14 protein-coding genes are annotated in these 18066 nt (G+C 74.3%); 6 read left to right on the top strand and 8 right to left on the bottom strand.

Annotated features, from left to right (window positions below; genetic code table 11):
- Positions 1-14 precede the first annotated feature (14 nt).
- Entirely contained in the window at positions 15-920 is a 906-nt protein-coding gene (locus tag N2041_RS10905; protein WP_297678615.1) for a hypothetical protein, read from the bottom strand.
- A complete protein-coding gene (mutM, locus tag N2041_RS10900; RefSeq protein WP_297678614.1) occupies positions 910-1776 on the bottom strand; it encodes a bifunctional DNA-formamidopyrimidine glycosylase/DNA-(apurinic or apyrimidinic site) lyase in 867 nt (288 codons plus the stop codon). Before mutM ends, N2041_RS10905 begins: the two co-directional genes overlap by 11 nt.
- A gap of 57 nt (positions 1777-1833) precedes the next feature.
- Between mutM and ruvA the strand changes: the two genes are divergently transcribed.
- Positions 1834-2493: a Holliday junction branch migration protein RuvA gene (gene ruvA, locus N2041_RS10895; RefSeq protein WP_297678613.1), complete on the top strand. Its 660-nt coding sequence runs from the start codon at positions 1834-1836 to the stop codon at positions 2491-2493.
- A 1-nt stretch (position 2494) separates the two neighbouring features.
- On the opposite strand, the gene N2041_RS10890 is transcribed toward ruvA, so the two are convergent.
- Positions 2495-2866, bottom strand: coding sequence for a hypothetical protein (locus N2041_RS10890; protein ID WP_297678612.1), 372 nt, complete (start codon positions 2864-2866; stop codon positions 2495-2497).
- Between the two features lie 104 nt (positions 2867-2970).
- Between N2041_RS10890 and N2041_RS10885 the strand changes: the two genes are divergently transcribed.
- Together N2041_RS10885 and N2041_RS10880 are read left to right on the top strand one after the other, a co-directional pair.
- Positions 2971-3474 (top strand): hypothetical protein, encoded by a 504-nt coding sequence (locus N2041_RS10885; protein ID WP_297678611.1) that lies wholly within the window; start codon positions 2971-2973, stop codon positions 3472-3474.
- Between the two features lie 55 nt (positions 3475-3529).
- Positions 3530-5659 carry a hypothetical protein gene (locus tag N2041_RS10880; RefSeq protein WP_297678610.1) on the top strand — a complete coding sequence of 710 codons (2130 nt, stop codon included), beginning with the start codon at positions 3530-3532 and terminating at the stop codon, positions 5657-5659.
- A 9-nt stretch (positions 5660-5668) separates the two neighbouring features.
- On the opposite strand, the gene N2041_RS10875 is transcribed toward N2041_RS10880, so the two are convergent.
- Genes N2041_RS10875 through N2041_RS10865 form a run of 3 tightly spaced genes read right to left on the bottom strand, consistent with a single transcriptional unit; the run spans position 5669 to position 10157 of the window.
- Complete coding sequence (locus N2041_RS10875) at positions 5669-7351, bottom strand: Na/Pi symporter (protein WP_297678609.1); 1683 nt, start codon at positions 7349-7351, stop codon at positions 5669-5671.
- Positions 7352-7357: 6 nt separating this feature from the next.
- Positions 7358-7798 (bottom strand): hypothetical protein, encoded by a 441-nt coding sequence (locus N2041_RS10870; RefSeq protein ID WP_297678608.1) that lies wholly within the window; start codon positions 7796-7798, stop codon positions 7358-7360.
- A gap of 10 nt (positions 7799-7808) precedes the next feature.
- On the bottom strand, positions 7809-10157 hold the full coding sequence (locus N2041_RS10865) for a heavy metal translocating P-type ATPase (RefSeq protein WP_297678607.1): 2349 nt from the start codon (positions 10155-10157) through the stop codon (positions 7809-7811).
- 195 nt (positions 10158-10352) lie between these two features.
- On the opposite strand from N2041_RS10865, the gene N2041_RS10860 reads away from it, so the two are divergent.
- Positions 10353-12374, top strand: coding sequence for a methyl-accepting chemotaxis protein (locus N2041_RS10860; protein ID WP_297678606.1), 2022 nt, complete (start codon positions 10353-10355; stop codon positions 12372-12374).
- 83 nt (positions 12375-12457) lie between these two features.
- Here the strand turns inward: N2041_RS10860 and N2041_RS10855 are convergent, their stop codons facing one another.
- Both N2041_RS10855 and N2041_RS10850 read right to left on the bottom strand, forming a co-directional pair.
- Positions 12458-13765, bottom strand: a complete 1308-nt coding sequence (locus N2041_RS10855) for a glycosyltransferase family 4 protein (protein ID WP_297678605.1) — start codon at positions 13763-13765, stop codon at positions 12458-12460.
- Positions 13762-15156 (bottom strand): glycosyltransferase, encoded by a 1395-nt coding sequence (locus tag N2041_RS10850; RefSeq protein ID WP_297678604.1) that lies wholly within the window; start codon positions 15154-15156, stop codon positions 13762-13764. The genes N2041_RS10855 and N2041_RS10850 overlap by 4 nt, the downstream gene beginning before the upstream one ends.
- A gap of 111 nt (positions 15157-15267) precedes the next feature.
- Between N2041_RS10850 and nhaA the strand changes: the two genes are divergently transcribed.
- Together nhaA and N2041_RS10840 are read left to right on the top strand one after the other, a co-directional pair.
- Entirely contained in the window at positions 15268-16659 is a 1392-nt protein-coding gene (gene nhaA, locus N2041_RS10845; RefSeq protein ID WP_297678603.1) for a Na+/H+ antiporter NhaA, read from the top strand.
- 55 nt (positions 16660-16714) lie between these two features.
- On the top strand, positions 16715-18066 hold a 1352-nt coding region (locus tag N2041_RS10840; protein WP_297678602.1), incomplete at its 3' end, for a hypothetical protein.

Below are 18066 nucleotides of genomic sequence, written 5' to 3'. Positions count from 1 at the left end.
GCCCGCCGGAGCCGTCAGCCCCAGAGCGCCGCCCGGATCGCTGCCGCGATCGGCGAATCGCCGGCCGGCTCCCGCATCCCCCGCTCGATGCGCACGGCGGCGAGGTTCAGCGCCGCGAGCGCGGCATCGTCGCCGAGCGCCTCCACCTGCCGGCGCGGCAGCCAGAGCAGTTCGTCCGTGCCCCAGGCGAGCCCGGCGAGGTCGGCGAGGTCGGCGGCCGCGGCCGGGTCGAGGCCCCGCAGCCGGGCACACGCCATGGCGAGCGCGCGCCGCGCCGGCGCCCCGAGCCCGCTGGTGAGCAGGAAGGCGGCGAGGTCGAACAGCTGGTGGCCGAAGCCGGCCGCGGCGAAGTTCACGAGCCACGCCTGCCCCGGCGCGAGGAGGACGTTCGCGGCCGTCGCGGCGCGGTGAGCGAAGCCGAACGGCCCGGCGAGGAGCGCTTCCCGGGCGGCGGCGAAGTGCGGCGCGGCGGCCTCCCGCTCCGCTGCCGCGAAGCCCAGCCGGTAGAGCGGCGGCGGGCATGCGGGCAGCACCTCGGCCGGCGCCTTCTCCCAGTCGAGCCCCTCCCGCAGCGGCAGCGCGTGGAGCGCGGCGAGCGCCGCGACGGCCGCTTCCGCGGCGCCCGGCGGCGGTTCGACCTGCAGCGCGGTGAGGCCCGGCACCTCATCCTCGATGGTGGCGAGGCCGGAGAAGCCGAGCAGCCGCGGCATGGCGGCGAACCCCGCGTTCGCCAGCGCCTCGAAGACGGCCGCGTGGTTCTGCGCCGCCTCCGCCGTGACCGGCCGGCGGACGATGACCGCCCGCCCGCCGCCGCTCCACCGCTCGGGCGCGCCGGCCGCATCGCCGAGCGGCTCGCAGGCTGGTTCGCTGCCCGGCGGCAGCCGGAGCGCCCGCGCCACATCGGCCGGGTCAGCCAGCACGGCGCGCCTCCTCCCCCGCCCGGCGGGGCCGCCGCGCCGGCCGCTGGCAGCGCGGGCAGTAGTGCGTCGCCCGGCCGCCGACGATGCTCCGCGCGATCGGCGTCCCGCAGGCGTAGCACGGCTTCCCTGTCCGCCGGAACACCTGCACGAACATGTGCTGCCGGCCTTCGTTCCCCTGCCCGTCGACGTAGTCGCGGAAGCTGGCGCCGCGGTGGGCGATGCCCCGTTCCAATACCTCGCGGCAGGCGCGGTAGAGCCGGCCCATGGCCGCGCGCGAAAGGTCGCCCGCCGGCGTATCCGGCCGGACGCCGGCGGCGTAGAGCGCTTCATCGACATAAATGTTGCCGAGCCCGGCGAACCGCCGCTGGTCGAGGAGGACGGCCTTCACCGGCGCGCGCCGCCCTTCGAGCACCCGGCGGAACTGCGCCTCCGTCAGCCCGGCGTCGATCGGCTCCGGCCCGAGCTTCGCGGTGACTTCCTCCGCGGAAGCGTGGAGGCGCCACGTGCCGAACTTCCGCAGGTCGCTCCAGCGCAGGTCGTGCCCGTCATCCAGCTCGATGACGGCCCGCTCGTACGGCTCCGGCGGCGCGCCCCGCTCGCGCCACACCAGCCGCCCCGTCATCCGCAGGTGGGCGGCGAACCAGCGCCCGTCGTCGAGTTCGAAGAGGAGGTACTTCCCCCGGCGGCCGAGCGACCGGATGGTCCGCCCGACGAGGTTCGCGCGGAGCGTCTCGATCGGCACGCCCGCGAGCAGCGGCAGCGTCCCCGGGTCCACCTCGACGCCGGTAATCGTCCGGCCCGTCACGAGCGGGGCGAGGTCGCGGCGGATGGTCTCGACTTCCGGGAGCTCGGGCACGTCCCGATTGTCGAACCCGCGGCCGCCCACGCGCCACCCATGGCATACTCGGCGGCGATGATTACCCACCTCCGCGGCCGGCTCGCGCGGATGGACCTCGCCGGCCCGCTCGTCGAGCTGGATGTCCACGGCATCCGCTTCGAAATCCTCGTCCCCATCGTGCTCTGGCCCGAACTCACGGAGCTGGCGGGCGAGGCCGACCTCTCCGCCGGCGAAGGCCCCGAGCTCGGCCTCCACATCTTCTACCATGTGAACGCGAACAACCCGCTGCCTGTCCTCGTCGGCTTCCTCCGCCGGGCGGAGCGCGACTTCTTCCGGAAGTTCACGACCGTGGAAGGCATCGGCCCGGCGAAGGCCGTCAAAGCGATGAACGTCTCCGTCTCGACCATCGCCCGCGCCATCGAACAGGAGGACCGCGCCACCCTCGCCCGGCTGCCCGGCATCGGGCCCCGCTCGGCCGACAAGATCATCGCGACCCTCCGCGGCAAGGTCATCGCCGAAGCCGCCCTCCAGGACGCCGGCGTCGAACGGCCGCTCGAAACGGCCGCCTTCGAGGAGCGGCGCCTCATCGCCGACGCCGTCGAAGCGATCGCGGGCCTCGGCTACTCCCGCGCCGAGGCCCGCAAATGGGTCGAAGCCGCAGCCGCCGAGGACCCCTCGCTCGATTCGCTCGATGCGATGCTCGTGGCCGTGCTCCGCCGGCTCGACGCGCGCTGAGCTACCGCCCGGCCAGCCCTGCGCGGATCTTTTCGATGGCCGACATCGCGGCGCGGCCCTGCTGCCGGAGCGCCGCGCCGGCCGGGATCGCGGCCGCAGCCTCCCGCCGGACCGCCTCGCGGATGCGCGCGAGCGTCTCCTTCGCCGCCGCGTAGCTGGCCTCCAGCGCTTCGACCGTATCGCCGCTCAGCAGGGCGGGGTCGAGCGCCGGCTCGGCGGCGGCGAGCGCCTCTCGCAGCCGCGCGATAGCGCGGGCGTGCGCCTCGCGGGCGGCGGCCAGCGCCTCGTCCCGCTCCGCCAGCTGCGCGCGCAGCTCCTCCAGTTCGAGCAGGGCGTCCTGCGCCTGCAGCTCCTCCGGGTCCATCGTCGTCACCTCCGGGTGTGATCTCCGCCCGACGGTGCCCCGGCGCGGCCCGGAAAGCCAAGGGCAAGCTGGCACATTCCCCGCTGGGGCGGCCTTTGTTACCTTCGGGAGCGATGCGCCTGCCCGTCCCCTCCCGCCGCTTCCTCCTCGCCGCCGCGCTGCCCGCGCTCCTGCTCGCGGGCGCGGCCTGCGGCGACGGTCCCGACCCTGTGCCGACGCCGACGCCCACGCCCGATGCGAGCCAGTTCGGCCCCGCGCCGAAGCTGGGCGGCAACATCCTGAAGGTCTACCCCGAGCACGGCAGCACGGTGACGCAGGCCTCCACCCGCTCGCCCGACCCCTCCCGGCCGGGCGGCATCTGCGCCGAGGTCAGCTTCGAAGGCACGCCGCAGTACGGCCAGTGGTTCCGCATGGCCGTCGACGGCGTCGAAGTGACCGACAGGCTCACGTGGGTCATCCCCACCCGCGACCAGCCCCAGAACGGCCGCGTCTGCTACGCCCCGCCGGAGGGCCTCCAGCCCGGCAAGCACGAAGCCGCCCTCGCCGTGCAGGACCCGCTCAACCCGAACGCGCCGACGAAGCAGGTGGTCGGCTGGGCGTTCATGGTGAGCGAGTAGGCGCGCCCGCTAGCCCGAACCCCGTTCATCCGCCAGAATCCCGCGGCACGACGCCATGCCGACGCTCGTCCGCCTCTCCCGCACCGCCGCCTCCACGCTGCTGGGCATCGCCGCCGCGCTGCTCGTCACCCTCGGCGTCATCCGCCTCTGGCTCGCCGACGTGCTCTACGACGAAGACCGGTTCGCGGCCACCGCCGTCTCGCTGATGGAGAACGAAGCCGTCCGCGCCGAGGTCCGCCGCGTCGTCGTCGACCAGGCGATCGACCAGCAGCCGGACCTCCTCGCCGCGCGGCCGCTGCTCGATACGGTCGTCGATACGGCGCTCACCAGCCGTCCGTTCGAACGGATCCTCGAAGCGGCCGCGCGCGACCTCCACCGCGCCATCTTCTCCAGCGACCGCCAGAGCTTCGTCCTCAACATCTCGGATATCTCCACGCTCGCCCAGGCCGGCCTCCGCGCCTACGACCCGGAGCTGGCGGACCGGCTGCCCGGCGGGCCGAACCTCGGCACCATCGAGGTCGCCAGCCGGGGCGCCGCCACCCGGCTGATGGAGGTCGACCGCCAGCTGCGGGCGCTCACGTGGGTGGTGCTCGCGGCGGCCGCCGCCTGCTTCGTGGCGAGCGGCCTCGTCGGCGGCTCCTTCCGGGCGGCGGCCACCGCGTTCGGCATCGGGCTCGTCGGCGGCGCGCTCCTCACCTGGCTCGGCATCGCCATCGTCGCCGAACTGCTGGAGACGCGGGTGCCCGGCTCGCGGGTCGCCCGCGAAGCCGCGCGGGAGACGTGGCTCGCCTACAGCCGGGAGCTCCGCTCGTGGATGTGGCTGCAGGCCACGGCCGGCGTCGTCATCGCCTCCGTCGCGTCCAGCCTCGTGGCCACGGCCTCCGCCCGCGAACAGGCCGCGGCCGTCGTCCGCTGGTTCGCCGCCCGCTGGGAGCAGCGGCTCGGGCGTGTCGGGCTCTCGGGCCTCTGTGTGGCGGCCGGCGTCATCCTCTTCCTCTCCCCCGCGGCGGCGGGCATGCTCGCGGCGCGGGCGGCCGGGCTCGCCATCGCCTACCTCGCCGGCGTCGAACTGCTGCGCACGCTCGGCCTCGCCCGCGAAGCCGCGCGGCGCGATGCCCCCCGCGCGGCGCGCCGCGAAGCCGCCATCCCCGCCGTCTTCGCCGGCAGCACGCTCGCCCTCGCCGGGCTCGCCGTCGCCGGCCTCTTCTGGCTCAACCGCGATGCCTTCCGCGCGCCATCGTCCGCCGACCTCGTCCGCTACGACGGCTGCAACGGCCTCGAAGAGCTGTGCGACCGCCGGCTCGACCAGGTGCTCTTCCCCTCGACCCACAACTCGATGAGCGCCGCCGAATCGCCCGGCTGGTTCCTCGCCGAGCACCTCCACCCCATCGACCGCCAGCTCCGCGACGGCATCCGGGCCTTTCTCATCGACGTCTACTACGGCTACCCGACCGGCCGCGGCGTCCGCACCGACCCGGCGCTCACCATCGAGAAGATCGAGCCCTACTGGGGGCCGGAGGCCTCCGAAGCCGCTGCCCGGCTCGCCGACACCATCGGCCCCATCCCGCAGGGCGCGAAGCCGGGCCTCTACCTCTGCCACGGCTACTGCGAACTCGGCGCAACCCCCTTCGAAGGCGTCATGCGCGACCTCCGCGCGTTCCTCCGCCAGCACCCCGGCGAGGTCGTCATCCTCGTCCTGCAGGACTACGTCGACCCCTTCGACGTCGAGAAGGCGATGACGCGCACCGGCCTCATCGACTACGCCGCGGTGCTCGAATGGGGCGAGCCGCTGCCGACGCTCCGGCAGCTCATGGAGACGGACCGCCGCCTGCTCGTTTTCTCCGAAAACGTGAAGGATGCGCCGGCGCCGCCCTGGTACCACGACGCCTTCACCTGGATGCAGGACACTCCGTTCCTCTTCCGCTCGGCAGAGGAGTTCAGCTGCGAGCCGTTCCGCGGCCGGCCCGATAGCCCGCTCTTCCTCATCAACCACTGGGTCTCGCGCTTCCCGCCCTCCACCCGCGACGCGCTCCCGGCGAACAGCGCGGAGGTGCTGCGCAGCCGCATCGAACGCTGCTGGCAGGAGCGCGGCATGATGCCGAACATCATCTCGGTCAACTTCTCCTCGATCGGCGACCTCTTCGCGGTCGTGGAGGAGGTCAATCGGAAGGGCCCGCAGGAGTAGCCGCGCGGCTCAGCCGGGCTCGGCGGGCGCCGGCGCGGGCCGCTCGCCGGTCGCGGCGGCGTCGAGGTGGGCGCCCAGCCGCCAGCCGTGGTAGAGCACGCGCGCCATCCAGAGCATCGCATCGAGCCGCTCCACGAGCGGCGGCCGGGGCGCAGCCGGCGCGGGCCCAGGAGGAGGGGCCGGCGCTTCCGCCGGCCGCGGCCGGCCGAACCAGCGCCGCAGCCCGCGCAGTTCGCCGGCCAGCGCCTCCGCCACGTTCGTCTCCCGGGGCTCGGCCGCCCGCTCGATGAGCTCCCGCCGCCGCGCATCCCGCCAGCGCGCATACGAGGCCGCCTCGGCCTCCGCGGCGGGCAGCGCCTCCCGGAGCGCTTCCGGGTTCTCGAGCGCGCCCGCCAGCGCCCGCGCGGCCTGCACGAAGCGCGGCCCCCGGTGGGGGAAGACGCGCGCCGGCGCCGCCCCCGGCGGCCGCTCCGCGAGCAGCGCCAGCCGGTGGAGGTGGTCCACCGCGTGCAGCAGGGAGACGTACCGCTGCCGGGCGGCCGGGTCGCCCGGTTCGACCCGTTCGATGAAGCGGGTGAGCGGTTCGATCGCGGCGGCAGCCTCGGCGGCGGCAGGCGCGGGCCGGCCCTCGGCCCCGAGCGCCGCGGCTTCGAGCAGCGCCCGCCCGGTGCGCGCTGCTGCCCGCCGGGCCGCGTCGAGCGCCACCTCCGGCACCTCGGCCACCGCGGCATCGAGGTCCGCCAGCAGCCGCGGGCCGCGCTCCGGCACGAGCCGCGCCACCAGCCGCGAGAACGGCCCGATGACCGGCAGCAGGAGCAGCACGCCGGCGAGGTTGAAGAACGTATGGAAGGCGGCGAGCGCCATCGCCGGGTCGCCGTCGTCCGCCGCGTCCCGCGAGAGCTCGACGAACGCCGGCAAAGCCGCGAAGGCGATCACCCCGGTGATGACGTTGAACAGCACGTGCGCCAGCGCCGTCCGCTTCGCCGCCGTCGTCGCTCCCAGCGCCGCGATGCCGGCCGTCACCGTCGTGCCGACGTTCTGGCCGATCGCCAGCGCCGCCGCCTCTTCGAGCGTCACCGCGCCCGCATCGACCGCCGCCAGCGTGGTGGCGATCGCTGCCGAGGACGACTGCATCACCACGGTCATCGCGATGCCGACGCCGACGAGCAGCAGCCGGCCGCCGAGCGTTGCGCCGCCGAAGCTCCCGGGGTCGATCCGGTCCGCCAGCTCGCCCATCCCGGTCTGCAGCGTGCCGATGCCGACGAAGATGAGGCCGAAGCCCGCGAGCGCCATGCCGGCCGCGGCCCGCCGGCCGCTGAAGAGCAGCCACGCCAGCGCGCCCACGCCGATGAGCGGCAGCGTCCATTCCGCGACCCGCACCTTCAGCCCGATGGTCGAGACGATCCAGCCGGTGGAGGTCGTCCCGAGGTTCGCCCCGAAGATGACGCCGACCGCGCCCTGGAAGCTGAGCAGGCCGGCACTCACGAACCCGATGGTCGTCAGCGTCGTCGCGCTCGAGGACTGGACGAGGGCGGTGACGGCCGCGCCGGAGAGGACCGCGCTGAACCGGTTGCCGGTGAACCGCTTCAGCAGTTCGCGGAGGGCGCTGCCCGCGGCCGTCTTCAGCCCGTCGGTGAGCAGCAGCATCCCGACGAGGAAGATGCCGATGCCGCCGAGGACGGTGAAGACCACGGCGGTCTACCCCGCGGGCGCCGCCGGGGGCGCACCGGGCGAGGCCGGCACCAGCCGGAACGGCAGCGAGCGCGCATCCTCGCGGCCGCCCGGCATCGACGCGCGGACGGCGGCCCGGTAGCCGCCGTAGGCCGGCAGCTCGGCGTTCAGCGCGACGGCCGCCTGGATGAGCTGACTCGACCCGGCCGGCACGTGCGGCGGCCGGCCGACGTGCAGCTGCCCGTCGAGCTGGAACACCGCCGCGCCGTCGTCGTCCTCCAGCCGCAGCTGGAGCGCGATCGGCACGTTCGTCTCGTCCCACTCCACGCGGACGCCGATGGCGACGGCGAACTGGGCGCGGGCCGGCGCGGCCGGGGCCTGCCGCACATCCCAGCCGCCGCCCATCAGGTAGAGCTTGCCGTTGAGGACTTCGGCGTGGTCGGCGAGGAGGGCGTAGTCGATCTGCATGGCCGCCAGTCTACCCCGGCGTCCCGGCGGCCGCCGGGGCCGGCGCCGGGGCCCGCTCGAGCCCGAGCAGCGCGGCGAGGTCTTCTTCCTGCGCGAGGTTGAGCCGGAGCAGCGTCGCGAGCCCGATGAGCTGCTGGCGCAGGTCGGCCACGTCTTCCGGGTCGAGCGCCTCGGCGCCCGGCTCGAGGTCCGAAGCCAGCCGTTCGAAGTTCCGCAGCACGCGGAACAGCTCTGCCTGCGTCCGGCTGTGGGCCGCGAGCGGGTCCGGCCCCGGGAGCCGGGCCGCCAGCGCAGGGTAGAGGTCGCGCTCTTCCTGCTGTTCGTGGGGCACGACCATGGCGCGGACGCGCGCGGCGGCGGCCTTGGCGCGGGCTGCCAGCTCGGCCGGCGGCAGGGCATCGAGTTCGGCGGCCAGGGTGCGGAGCTCATCCGCGAGCGCGCCGAGCTCCCGGTGGCCTTCGAGCAGCGACTGGAGGACGGCCGGCGGGATGCCCGCCCCGGGCCGCGGCGGCTGCCAGCGGAGCACCCGCAGCGCGTTCAGGATCGCGGCGACGTCGATCCCCTCCTGCAGGAGCGCCCCGGCTACCGGCGGGATGCGGCCCGCCGCCGCGAACCCCATCGCGAGGAACGAGAGGCCCATCCCGAGGACGATGCTCTCGACGGCGATCCGCCGGGCCGAACGCGCCACCAGCATCGCCTCCACCAGCCGGTCCAGCCGGTCGACCATGATGACGCCGTCGGCCGCCTCCGCTGCGGCCGCCGCGCCGCGCGCGCCCATCGCCACCCCGACATCCGCCGCCGCCAGCGCCGGCGCGTCGTTGATGCCGTCGCCGACCATGAGCGCGGGCGCGCCCGCCCGCGCGGCCACATGGTCCACCTTCTCCGGCGGCGTCAGCCCTGCCAGCACCCGGTCGATGCCGAGCGAGGCGCCGACCATCTCCGCGAGGCCCGGGTGGTCGCCCGTGAGCATCACGGTTTCGCCGATGCCGAGCCGGCGGAGCATGCGCACCACCCGGCCCGATTCGGGCCGGACCGGGTCCTCCAGCGCGAAGGCGGCCGCGAGCTCGCCATCGACCCCGAGGAACGTCGCCGAACCGCCGTAGCGGAGCGCCCGGCGCTGCAGCCGGAGCGCTGCCGGCGAGGGCTCGCGCGCGCAGACCCACGGAAGCCGGCCGAGCCGCAGCCGCCGCCCGTCGATCTCGCCCTCCAGCCCCATCCCCGGCTCTTCGCGGACTTCGCCCGGGAGCGAAAGCGCGATGCCCCGCTCGGCCGCCGCGCGCACCAGCGCCTCCGACATGATGTGGCCCGAAACCTGGGCGAGGCTGGCCGCGAGCCGCAGCGCCTCGGCCGGGTCGAGCCCGCCCCACGCGGCCAGCACCCGTTCCAGCCGCGGCGTCCCGGCGGTCAGCGTCCCCGTCTTGTCGAAGAAGACGACCTGCACGCGGGCCAGCGTTTCGAGCGCGCCGCCGCCTTTGATGACGACGCCGCGCGCTGCTGCCCGCGAAATCCCGCCCACGATGGCGATCGGCGCGGCGAGGATGAGCGGGCACGGGGTGGCCACGACGAGCACGGCGAGCGCCCGCACCGGATCGCCGCTCCACGCCCAGGCCCCGCCCGCCGTGAGGAGCACCACCGGGACGAACAGCCCGGCGTACCGGTCGGCCAGCCGCGTCATCGGCGAGCGCGACGCCCGCGCGGCCTCCACCAGCCGGATGATGCCCGCGTACGTGCTCTCGCCGGCCGTCGCCAGCGCGCGCAGCCGGAACGGCGCGCCGGCGTTCACCGCGCCCGAAGCGATGCGCTGGCCCGGTCGGGCCTCTGCCAGCCGGCTCTCGCCCGTCAGCGCCGATTCATCGAGCAGCGCCTGGTCCTCGAGCAGCGTGCCGTCGACCGGCACGGTGTCGCCGGTCGCGACGAGGAGGAGGTCGCCGGCCCGGACCGCATCGGCCGGGACGACTTCGACGGCGCCGCCCGTGATGCGGCGCGCGGTCCGCGGGGCCCGGGCGAGCAGCCCGGTGAGCTCCCGCTCCGCGCGGCCGGCCGCGTACGCCTCGAGCGCCTGCCCGGTCGCGAGCATCACCCCGATGACGGCCGCGGCGAGCGTCTCGCCGAGCGCGATCGCCCCGGCGATGGCGAGCACCGCGACGACGTCGACGCCGGCCCGCCGCGCGCGGAGCGCTTCGACCATCCCCCGGAGGGCCGGCACCAGCCCGCCCAGCGCGGTCGCCGCCCACGCGACGTCGGCCGCCCGGCCGTAGCCGGCGGCGAAGAGCGCCAGGCCGATCGCCGTGCCGGCGACCGTCGCGGCGGGCAGCCGCGCTTCGCGCGCCGCGGCCGGCTGGAGGCGGGGAAGGCGCATCGCCCCGAGTCTACCCCCGCGCCCCGGCAAGCGCCCCGGCTGAGCATGTGCTTAGTGGTGGTGCGCGGCCGTCCCCTTAGTGGCAACCCGCCCGCACCCTACGTGATCCTCCCGGCGGGCCCGTCGAACTCCGCAAACGATGATGAACACAGCGTGAATGGCGCGGCAGCGCCAGCGATGGGAGGCACCGATTCCATGGCTTTCGTGCGGATTCCGCAGGCAATCTCCAACCTCCGCCTCGTGCACAAGATCCTGGGCGGCTTCGTCGTCGTCCTCGTCCTGATGGGCATCGTCGCCGGCGTCGCCGTCTACCAGCTGAACGAAGCGGCGAAGCGCTCCGACACCATGTACCGCATCAACACCCTCGGCGTGCAGCACTCGCTCCAGGCGATCCGGTACCTCAACGCCAGCGCCCGCGACGAGAAGAAGGCGCTCCTCGCGGCGGAGGCCGGCCAGCGCAGCCGGGCAGTTGACGCCTCGCGCGACTATCTGAAGAAGGCGCAGGACGAACTCGAGGCCTACCGGCCGACGATTAGCTCGAAGGACGAGGCCGATCTCTTCGCCGTGATCGAAGAGCTCGCGCAGCGGGTGGTGGCCGGCCGCACGCAGGTGCTGGACCAGGCCTCGAAGGGCGACCAGGTCGGCGCCGTCATCACTGCTTCCCAGATCGACTCCGATGCGCAGCGGCTGAACGATAACCTCGACCTCCTGGCGCGGTACAACGTCGAGCAGTCGCAGAAGGCTGCGAAGCGGGCCGATGCCGCGGCCGGCAGCGCGCGCACGCTGCTCATCGGGCTGACCGTCGCCGCCGTCGTGCTCGGGTTCGGGGGCGCCTGGCTGCTCGCCCGCTCCATCGCCGGGGCCGCGCGCCGGGCCGCCGAGGCAGCGGACCGCATCGCCCAGGGCGACGTCGATGTCACCGTCGATATCCGCTCGAAGGACGAGCTGGGGCAGATGGCGCAGTCGTTCCAGAACATGACGGCCTATCTCCGCGAGATGGTCGGCGTGGCCCGGGAAGTTGCGTCCGGCAACCTGGCCGTCGAGGTGAAGCCGCGCGGCGCCCAGGATGCGCTCGGCCGGGCCCTGCGCGACATGGTCGACAACCTTGCGAGGCTCGTCGGCACGGTGCAGGAGAATGCACAGGCGATCTTCGCGGCCTCGGCCCAGCTGGAGGAGTCCTCGAACCAGATGGCGGCTGCCACCGGCCAGATCGCCCAGGCGATCAACGAGGTGACGACCTCCACCGTCACGCTCAACAACCTGGCGCAGGACAGCACCCACGAAGTCACCCAGCTCGCAGCTGGCTCGCAGCAGCTGAGCGCGAGCGCCCAGTCGAGCGCGCAATCGGCGGCCGAGGGCCAGCGCGAAGCCGAGGCGATGGGCCAGCGGATCGCGCACGCCTCCGAAGTCTCGGCCGAGGTGGCACGGGCCGCCGAGGCGAGCCGGGAAGCCGCCATCCAGGGCCAGCAGGCGGTCGCCCAGGCCGTCGCCGCGATGGAGTCGATCGCTGCTGCCGTCGGCCGCGCCTCCGAGCGGGTGAGCGAGCTCGGCCAGCTCGGCCAGCAGATCGGCGACATCGTGAAGGTCATCGACGAGATCGCCTCGCAGACGAACCTGCTCGCGCTCAACGCCGCCATCGAAGCCGCCCGCGCGGGCGAGCAGGGCCGCGGCTTCGCCGTCGTCGCCGAAAACGTCCGCGGCCTCGCCGAGCGCTCCAGCGCCAGCACCCGCGAAATCGCCGAGCTCATCGCCCGCGTCCAGCAGGGCACCCGCGAAGCGGTCAACGCGATGGCCGAGGGCGTGCGCGACGTGACCGCCGGCCGCGAAATCACCCAGCACGCCGGCCAGTCGCTCGAGGCGATCATCCACGCCGTCCAGTCCGCCGCCGAGCGGATGAACGAAGTCGCCGGCGAAGTGCAGGAGCTGGCCCGGGGCGCGACCCGCATCGTCGAAGCCACGGAATCGATCGCGCAGGTGAGCCGCGATTCGGCCGCCGGCGCTGCCGAGATGGCGAGCGGCACCGAGCGGGTGGCGATGGTCATCTCGCAGGTCTCCGTCACCTCCGAGCAGACGTCGGCCTCGGCCGAGCAGGTCTCGGCCTCGACGGAGGAGCTCTCCGCGCAGTCGGAGGAGCTGGCGGCGACGGCATCCCAGATGCGGGAGTACGCGAAAGCCCTCAGCGAGGCAGCGGCCCGCTTCCGCCTGGCGCAGGGCTGAGCGCCCGCGGCGCCGGCGGGGGCGGAAGGAAGCGGGGGAGCGCTCAGGCGCTCCCCCCGCTTCGTCTGCATTCGCCCGCCTGCCTACAGGTGGAGCGGCGGGCTCTTGCAGGCCTTCTTGAGGGCGAAGTAGACGCCGCCGCGGAAGGCGGCCCGCAGCTGCCGCTGCCGCGCCGGCAGGGCGACGCTCTCGCCCCGCGCGCAGAAGTCGGCCAGCGGCTGCACGGCTGCATCCCACGACAGTTCGGCGCCGACCCGCGCGAGGTTCGCCCGGCAGCTCTCCCGGAAGCCGGCATCGTCGAGCAGCCGTTCGATGCCGGCCGCCACGGCGTCGACGTCCCGCTCCGGCACGGTGATGCCGAGCGGCTCCCGCTCCACCCGCTCCGCCAGCACGTCGCCGCGCGTGCAGAGCAGCGGCACCTGCGCCCGGAAGAGGTCGACGTACCGCGTGCGGAAGGCGAAGCGCGCCTCGAGGTTTTCGTAGCCGAGGCAAACGCTGGCGTCCGCCTCTGCGAGGTAGCTGTCGATCTCCGCGTACGGCACCCAGCCCTCGCGGAAGAAGACGGTCCGGTCCTTGAGCCCCAGCTCCTCCGCGAGTTCGATCGTCCGGCGGGTCACCCCCGCGTTCGGCCCGAAGGCGAAATCCGGGTGGTTGACGCCCATGAAGACGAGCTTCACGTCCGGCCGGCGGCCGGCGAGCTGCGCCATCGCCCGGAGCAGCGTCTCGGTGTCGTTCCATTCGGTGATGCCGCCGTTCCAGAGCAGCACCCGGTCGCCCGGTGCGATGCCGGGCACCACCCCTTTGAGCACCGGCCCGGCCGGCCGGAGCGGCTGCTGGGGCACGCCGTAGGGCACCACGTCGATGTACTGCCGCAGCGACGGGTCGCGCGCGTAGACCGACGGCGGCACGAGGTCGAGCGCCATCATCATCCCGATCCAGAGGTCGCGCTGGCGGTCGTCCGCGCAGAAGATGAAGTCCGCCAGCGTGAGCTGCATGTTCAAATACCACCGGTTCGAAGCCATCCACGTCCGCCGCCACTTCGGCAGGATGTCGCGCTGCGAGAGCTCCATCCATTCGATGAAGAGCGGGGTGAAGGCATCGAGCGCGAGCCGCGTCTTCCCCATCAGCTGGACGAACTGGGGCGGGAAGTTTCGCGACACCGTCACGTCGTGCTGGCGGGCGAGGAAGAGCGCCTCGCCGTTGTCGTAGTAGCGGCGGATGCCGACGTTGCGGGCCGGGGGCGTCACCTCGCCGCGGTCGCCCGGCACGGCGAGGGTGATTTCTGCGCCGGGCAGGGCGCGGCCGAGCGCGCCGGCGAGCTGGTAGGCGCGCACCCCGGGCGAGGCCATCTGCGGCCCGACGACGGCCCGCGAGAGGACGAGGATCCTCACTTCGCCGCGCTCCCCGCGCCGGCCCGGGCCAGCCGCTCCTGCCGCAGCCGCTCCTTCTTCTCGGCCGCTTCCCGCCGCTCTGAGCGCCGCTTCAGCGCGCGGTCGTAGTGGTTGAACACGGCCCGCCGGGCGGTGTACACGGCCAGCCGCTGGGCCAGCCCGGGCACGCGCTCCCACTTCGCCGAGACCGGCTCGCCCTCCTCCCGGCAGAAGCGCACCAGCGGCTGCATCGTCGCGCTCCACTGGAGCCGCGGCCGGGCAGCGGCGAGGTTCGCCTTGCAGCGGGCGTGGAACTCCCGGTCATCCAGCAGCTTCTCGATGGCGCGCGCCAGCGCCGGGGCATCGCCCTCCGGCACGACGAGCCCCCAGCCCTCCTGCGCCACCTCCTCCGCCAGCACGTCGCCGTGGGTGCAGATGAACGGCAGTTCGCCCCAGATCAGGTCGACGAACCGCGTACGGTGGCTGTAGCGCGTCTCCATGTTGTCGAAGTAGGTGCAGACCGAGATGTCGGCCTCGAGCACGTACTGCTTCGCTTCTTCGTGGGAGACCCAGCCCTCCTCGAAGAAGATCGTCCGGTTCAGCTGGCCGTTGCGGGCCGCGATCGCCTTCGCATCCTGGAAGCGGACGCCCTTGCCGAGCTCCTTGATGCCCGGGTAGGCGGCGCCGAGGAAGAGCAGCTTGATATCGTCCCGGCCGAGCAGCCGGAGCGCCTCGATCAGCGTCGCCGGGTCGTACCACTGGATGATGCCGCCGTTCCAGAGGATGATCCGGTCGTTTTCGCCGAAGCCGGGGCGCACGCCGCGCAGCACCCGCTTCCCGGGGACGGGCAGCTCCGGCCGGATGCCGTGGGGCGCCGAGTCGATATACCGCCGGAGCGTCGGGTCGGCCTCGTACACCCGCGGCGAAATCAGCCCGAGCGACGTCATCATCCCGATGTAGCTGTCGCGCTGCCGCTCGTTGCAGGTGAGGATGAAGTCGGCCAGCGTCAGCTGCATGCCGAGGACGGCGCGCGTCCGCTCCGCCCAGGCGTCGCGGTGGCGCCCCTCGTAGTGCTGCATCCCCACCTCCATCCACTCCATCGCGTACTGCGAGAAGAGGTCCACCACGTACCGCTTCCACGGGTAGAAGACGGCGATGTGGGGCGGCAGCATCGAGCTGATGATGATGTCGTGCGAGGCGGCGAGCTGGAGCAGGTTCCGCGCGCTCCAGCGGGTCACCCGGAAAGCCCCGTCGGCCGGCTGTTCGACGTCCTCGTTCGGGCCGGCGAGGGTGACCCGCGCGCCGGGCACGTGCTCGGCGAGGACGCGCGCCTGCGCGGTGGCGCGGATGCCCGGCGCCGACATGTGGCTGCCGAGGTAGCCCCGGGCGAGGATGAGGATGCGCGGCCCCATGGCCGCCGATGGTACGGCCCGCCCCCGCCACGCGGAAGCGCCGTCCCCGCAACGAGGGACCGGTGCGGCCTCAATTGACCGCAAGCTTCGCCGATCTACGCTACGGGCGACGTGTTGCGCGCCCTCGATTCCTTCATCGGCGGCCATGGCCGCCGTTTCGTTGTCCGGCGGTTCGTGCGCCCTGCCCAGCGCTTCGCCGCCATCGAAGCCTCCGGCGGCATCGTCCTCCTCCTCGGCGCCATCATCGCGCTCGCCTGGGTCAACTCCCCCTGGGAGCAGAGCTACCACGACCTCTGGGAGACGGAGCTCGCGCTCGACCTCCACCTCTTCGAAATCCACCAGCACCTCGGCCACGCCGTCAACGACGGCCTCATGGTGCTCTTCTTCTTCGTGGTCGGCCTCGAAATCAAGCGCGAGCTCGTCTCGGGCGAACTCTCGAGCCCCCGGCGCGCCATCCTCCCCGTCGCGGCGGCGCTCGGCGGCATGCTCGGCCCGGCGCTCATCTACACCGCCTTCAACGCCGGCACCGAGACGGCGCACGGCTGGGGCATCCCGATGGCGACGGACATCGCCTTCGCCGTCGGCGTCCTCACCCTCCTCGGCAAGCGGGTGCCGCCGCCGCTCAAGGTCTTCCTCCTCGCCCTCGCCGTCGCCGACGACCTCGGCGGCATCATCGTCATCGCCGTCTTCTACACCGAATCGCTCTCGCTCGAAGCGCTCGGCTGGGCGGCGGCCCTGCTCGCCCTCATGTTCATCCTGAACCGGGGCGGCGTCCGCGCCATCGGCGTCTACTTCTTCCTCGGCGTCCTTTTCTGGGCCGCGATGCTCAAGTCGGGCATCCACGCCACGATCGCCGGCGTCATCCTCGCGATGCTCACCCCCTCCCGGCCGTACTACTCGGACGAAGATTTCGACGCCGCCATGGACCGCCTGCGCACCGAGTACGCCCTCGCCCGGGCCGACGGCGACCACGAGCGGATGCAGCAGGCGCTCGCCCAGATGGAAGACCTCGCCAGCGGGATGGAGAGCCCGCTGGACCGGCTGGAGCACCGGCTCGCGCCGTGGACGGCCTACCTCATCGTGCCCATCTTCGCGATCGCCAACGCCGGCGTCCCCGTCACGGGCGAAATGCTGCGGAACGCCGCCTCCAGCCCCGTCACCCTCGGTGTCGCGTTCGGCCTCGTGTTCGGCAAGCCGATCGGCATCTTCCTCACGAGCTGGCTGTGCGTCCGCCTCGGGCTCGCCCAGCTGCCGGCGAACACCGGCTTCCGGCAGGTGCTCGGCGCGGGGATGATCGCCGGCATCGGCTTCACGGTGGCGCTCTTCATCGCGGGCCTCAGCTTCGACGACCCGTCGCACCTCGACGAGGCGAAGATCGGCATCCTCGCCGCCTCGCTCATCGCCGGGGTCATCGGCTCGCTCTACCTGCTGCTGGCCGCGCCCTCGGCCTCGCACGATACGGGCCTCGAGGCTGCGCGCGCCCGGGCCGCCGCCGGCCACTGACCCCGAGCGTCAGCCGCCCCTCGGAGCTGGAGGGCCGCGCTGCCACGGTAGCGGCATGCGCACCCTCACGCCCTCGCTCCTCGCGCACCAGCGCGCGGCGCGCCGCCGCCCGGCGGTCCGCGTCCTCCTCTCCCGCCGCCGGGCGGGCGTGCCGCTGCTCGCGTTCGGCCCGCCGGCCGCGCTGCCCGGCAGCGAAGCCCCGCACGCGCTCGTCCTCACCGCCGCCGGCACGGCCGTCCAGCTGGTCAACGACGGCGGCAGCCTCCGCGCCCGCCGGGATGGCGGCCCGTGGTCGGGCGTCCTCGCCAGCCTGCCCGCCGGCGCGCCTATCGCCGCGGCGGCCGTGCCCGGCGAAATCGCCGCCGCTTTCGCCGACGGCACCGCGCTCCGCACCATCCACTCCTTCGACGACGGCCTGACCTGGTCCGCGCCGGCGACCCGCGTGACCGAGGCCGTGCCGATCGGCAGCCTCGCGCTCGCCGGCCGCGCCTCCAGCGGCAACCTCTGCGCCTTCTATAGCCTGGGCGCGACCCCGGCGGTGAAGCGGCTCCGCCGGACGGGCGGCACCTGGGCCGCCAGCGGCACCACCTGGACGATGGCCGGCACCTGGGCGACCGTCACCGGGCTCGCCGCGGTCCACGCCGCCGGCGACTTCCACCTACTCGTGACCGGCACGGCGCCCGGCAGCGGCGCGGCCCTCGCGGCCGCTCATGTGATGGGCGACGGCGGGCTGCCGCCCAACACCTGGTTCGGCCCGCGGCCGGTCGCCGCGGCCGATGCCGCCTCCGGCATCACGTTCGAGCGGCCCGCCATCGCCTGGGCCGGGCAGGCCGTCGCCGCCGTGCGCGAAGTCCGCGCCGCGCCCGTCGCCGGCTCCCGCGCGCTGCTGGCGCAGGCCGTCGCCGGGACGCTCGCGCCCTGGAGCGAGCCGGTCCCGTTCGCTGCGGGCGCGCCTTTCGGGCTCGCGCTCGCCGCCGATGGGGCCGCGCTCCTCGCCGCGCGGGTCGGGGCCGTGCATGCCGCGCCGCTCGCGGATGAGCTGGACGGTTCGGGCCTCCTCCGCAGCTTCCGCCGGGTCGACGGCCCGGCCGTCTCGCGGGCGCTGGCCGAGCTCGCCGACCCCGCCGGGCTGGCCGGCAGCGAGCCCCTCCTCGCCCCCGGCGCCGGCATCGAAGTCAGCCTCGGCTTCCGCTCCGGCCCGGGCGGCGCGCCGGAGTACGGCCCCGCCTTCCGCGGCGCCCTCGAGGGGGTCGAGCGGCGCCGGGCGGGCGGCGTGCAGGCGGCCCGCCTCCGCATCGCCGGGCCGTGGGAGCGGCTCGCGGCCTACCGCGCCCCGGCCACCTGGCAGCCGCCGCCCGGCAGCACCCGCGGCGAACTCCTGACCGCCCTCGCGGCCCGCGCCGGCAT

Source organism: Tepidiforma sp. (assembly GCF_026419595.1).
GTDB lineage: Bacteria > Chloroflexota > Dehalococcoidia > Tepidiformales > Tepidiformaceae > Tepidiforma.
Note: the sequence above shows the minus strand (reverse complement) of the source record. Positions and strands in the feature narration are given on the sequence as shown.

Bases quoted from the DNA above. Each gene is read 5' to 3' on its own strand.
- N2041_RS10850 (WP_297678604.1), bottom strand. From the start codon at position 15,156: ATGGGGCCGCGCATCCTCATCCTCGCCCGGGGCTACCTCGGCAGCCAC.
- N2041_RS10880 (WP_297678610.1), top strand. From the start codon at position 3,530: ATGCCGACGCTCGTCCGCCTCTCCCGCACCGCCGCCTCCACGCTGCTG.
- N2041_RS10870 (WP_297678608.1), bottom strand. From the start codon at position 7,798: ATGCAGATCGACTACGCCCTCCTCGCCGACCACGCCGAAGTCCTCAAC.
- N2041_RS10865 (WP_297678607.1), bottom strand. From the start codon at position 10,157: ATGCGCCTTCCCCGCCTCCAGCCGGCCGCGGCGCGCGAAGCGCGGCTG.
- N2041_RS10860 (WP_297678606.1), top strand. From the start codon at position 10,353: ATGGCTTTCGTGCGGATTCCGCAGGCAATCTCCAACCTCCGCCTCGTG.
- ruvA (WP_297678613.1), top strand. From the start codon at position 1,834: ATGATTACCCACCTCCGCGGCCGGCTCGCGCGGATGGACCTCGCCGGC.
- N2041_RS10885 (WP_297678611.1), top strand. From the start codon at position 2,971: ATGCGCCTGCCCGTCCCCTCCCGCCGCTTCCTCCTCGCCGCCGCGCTG.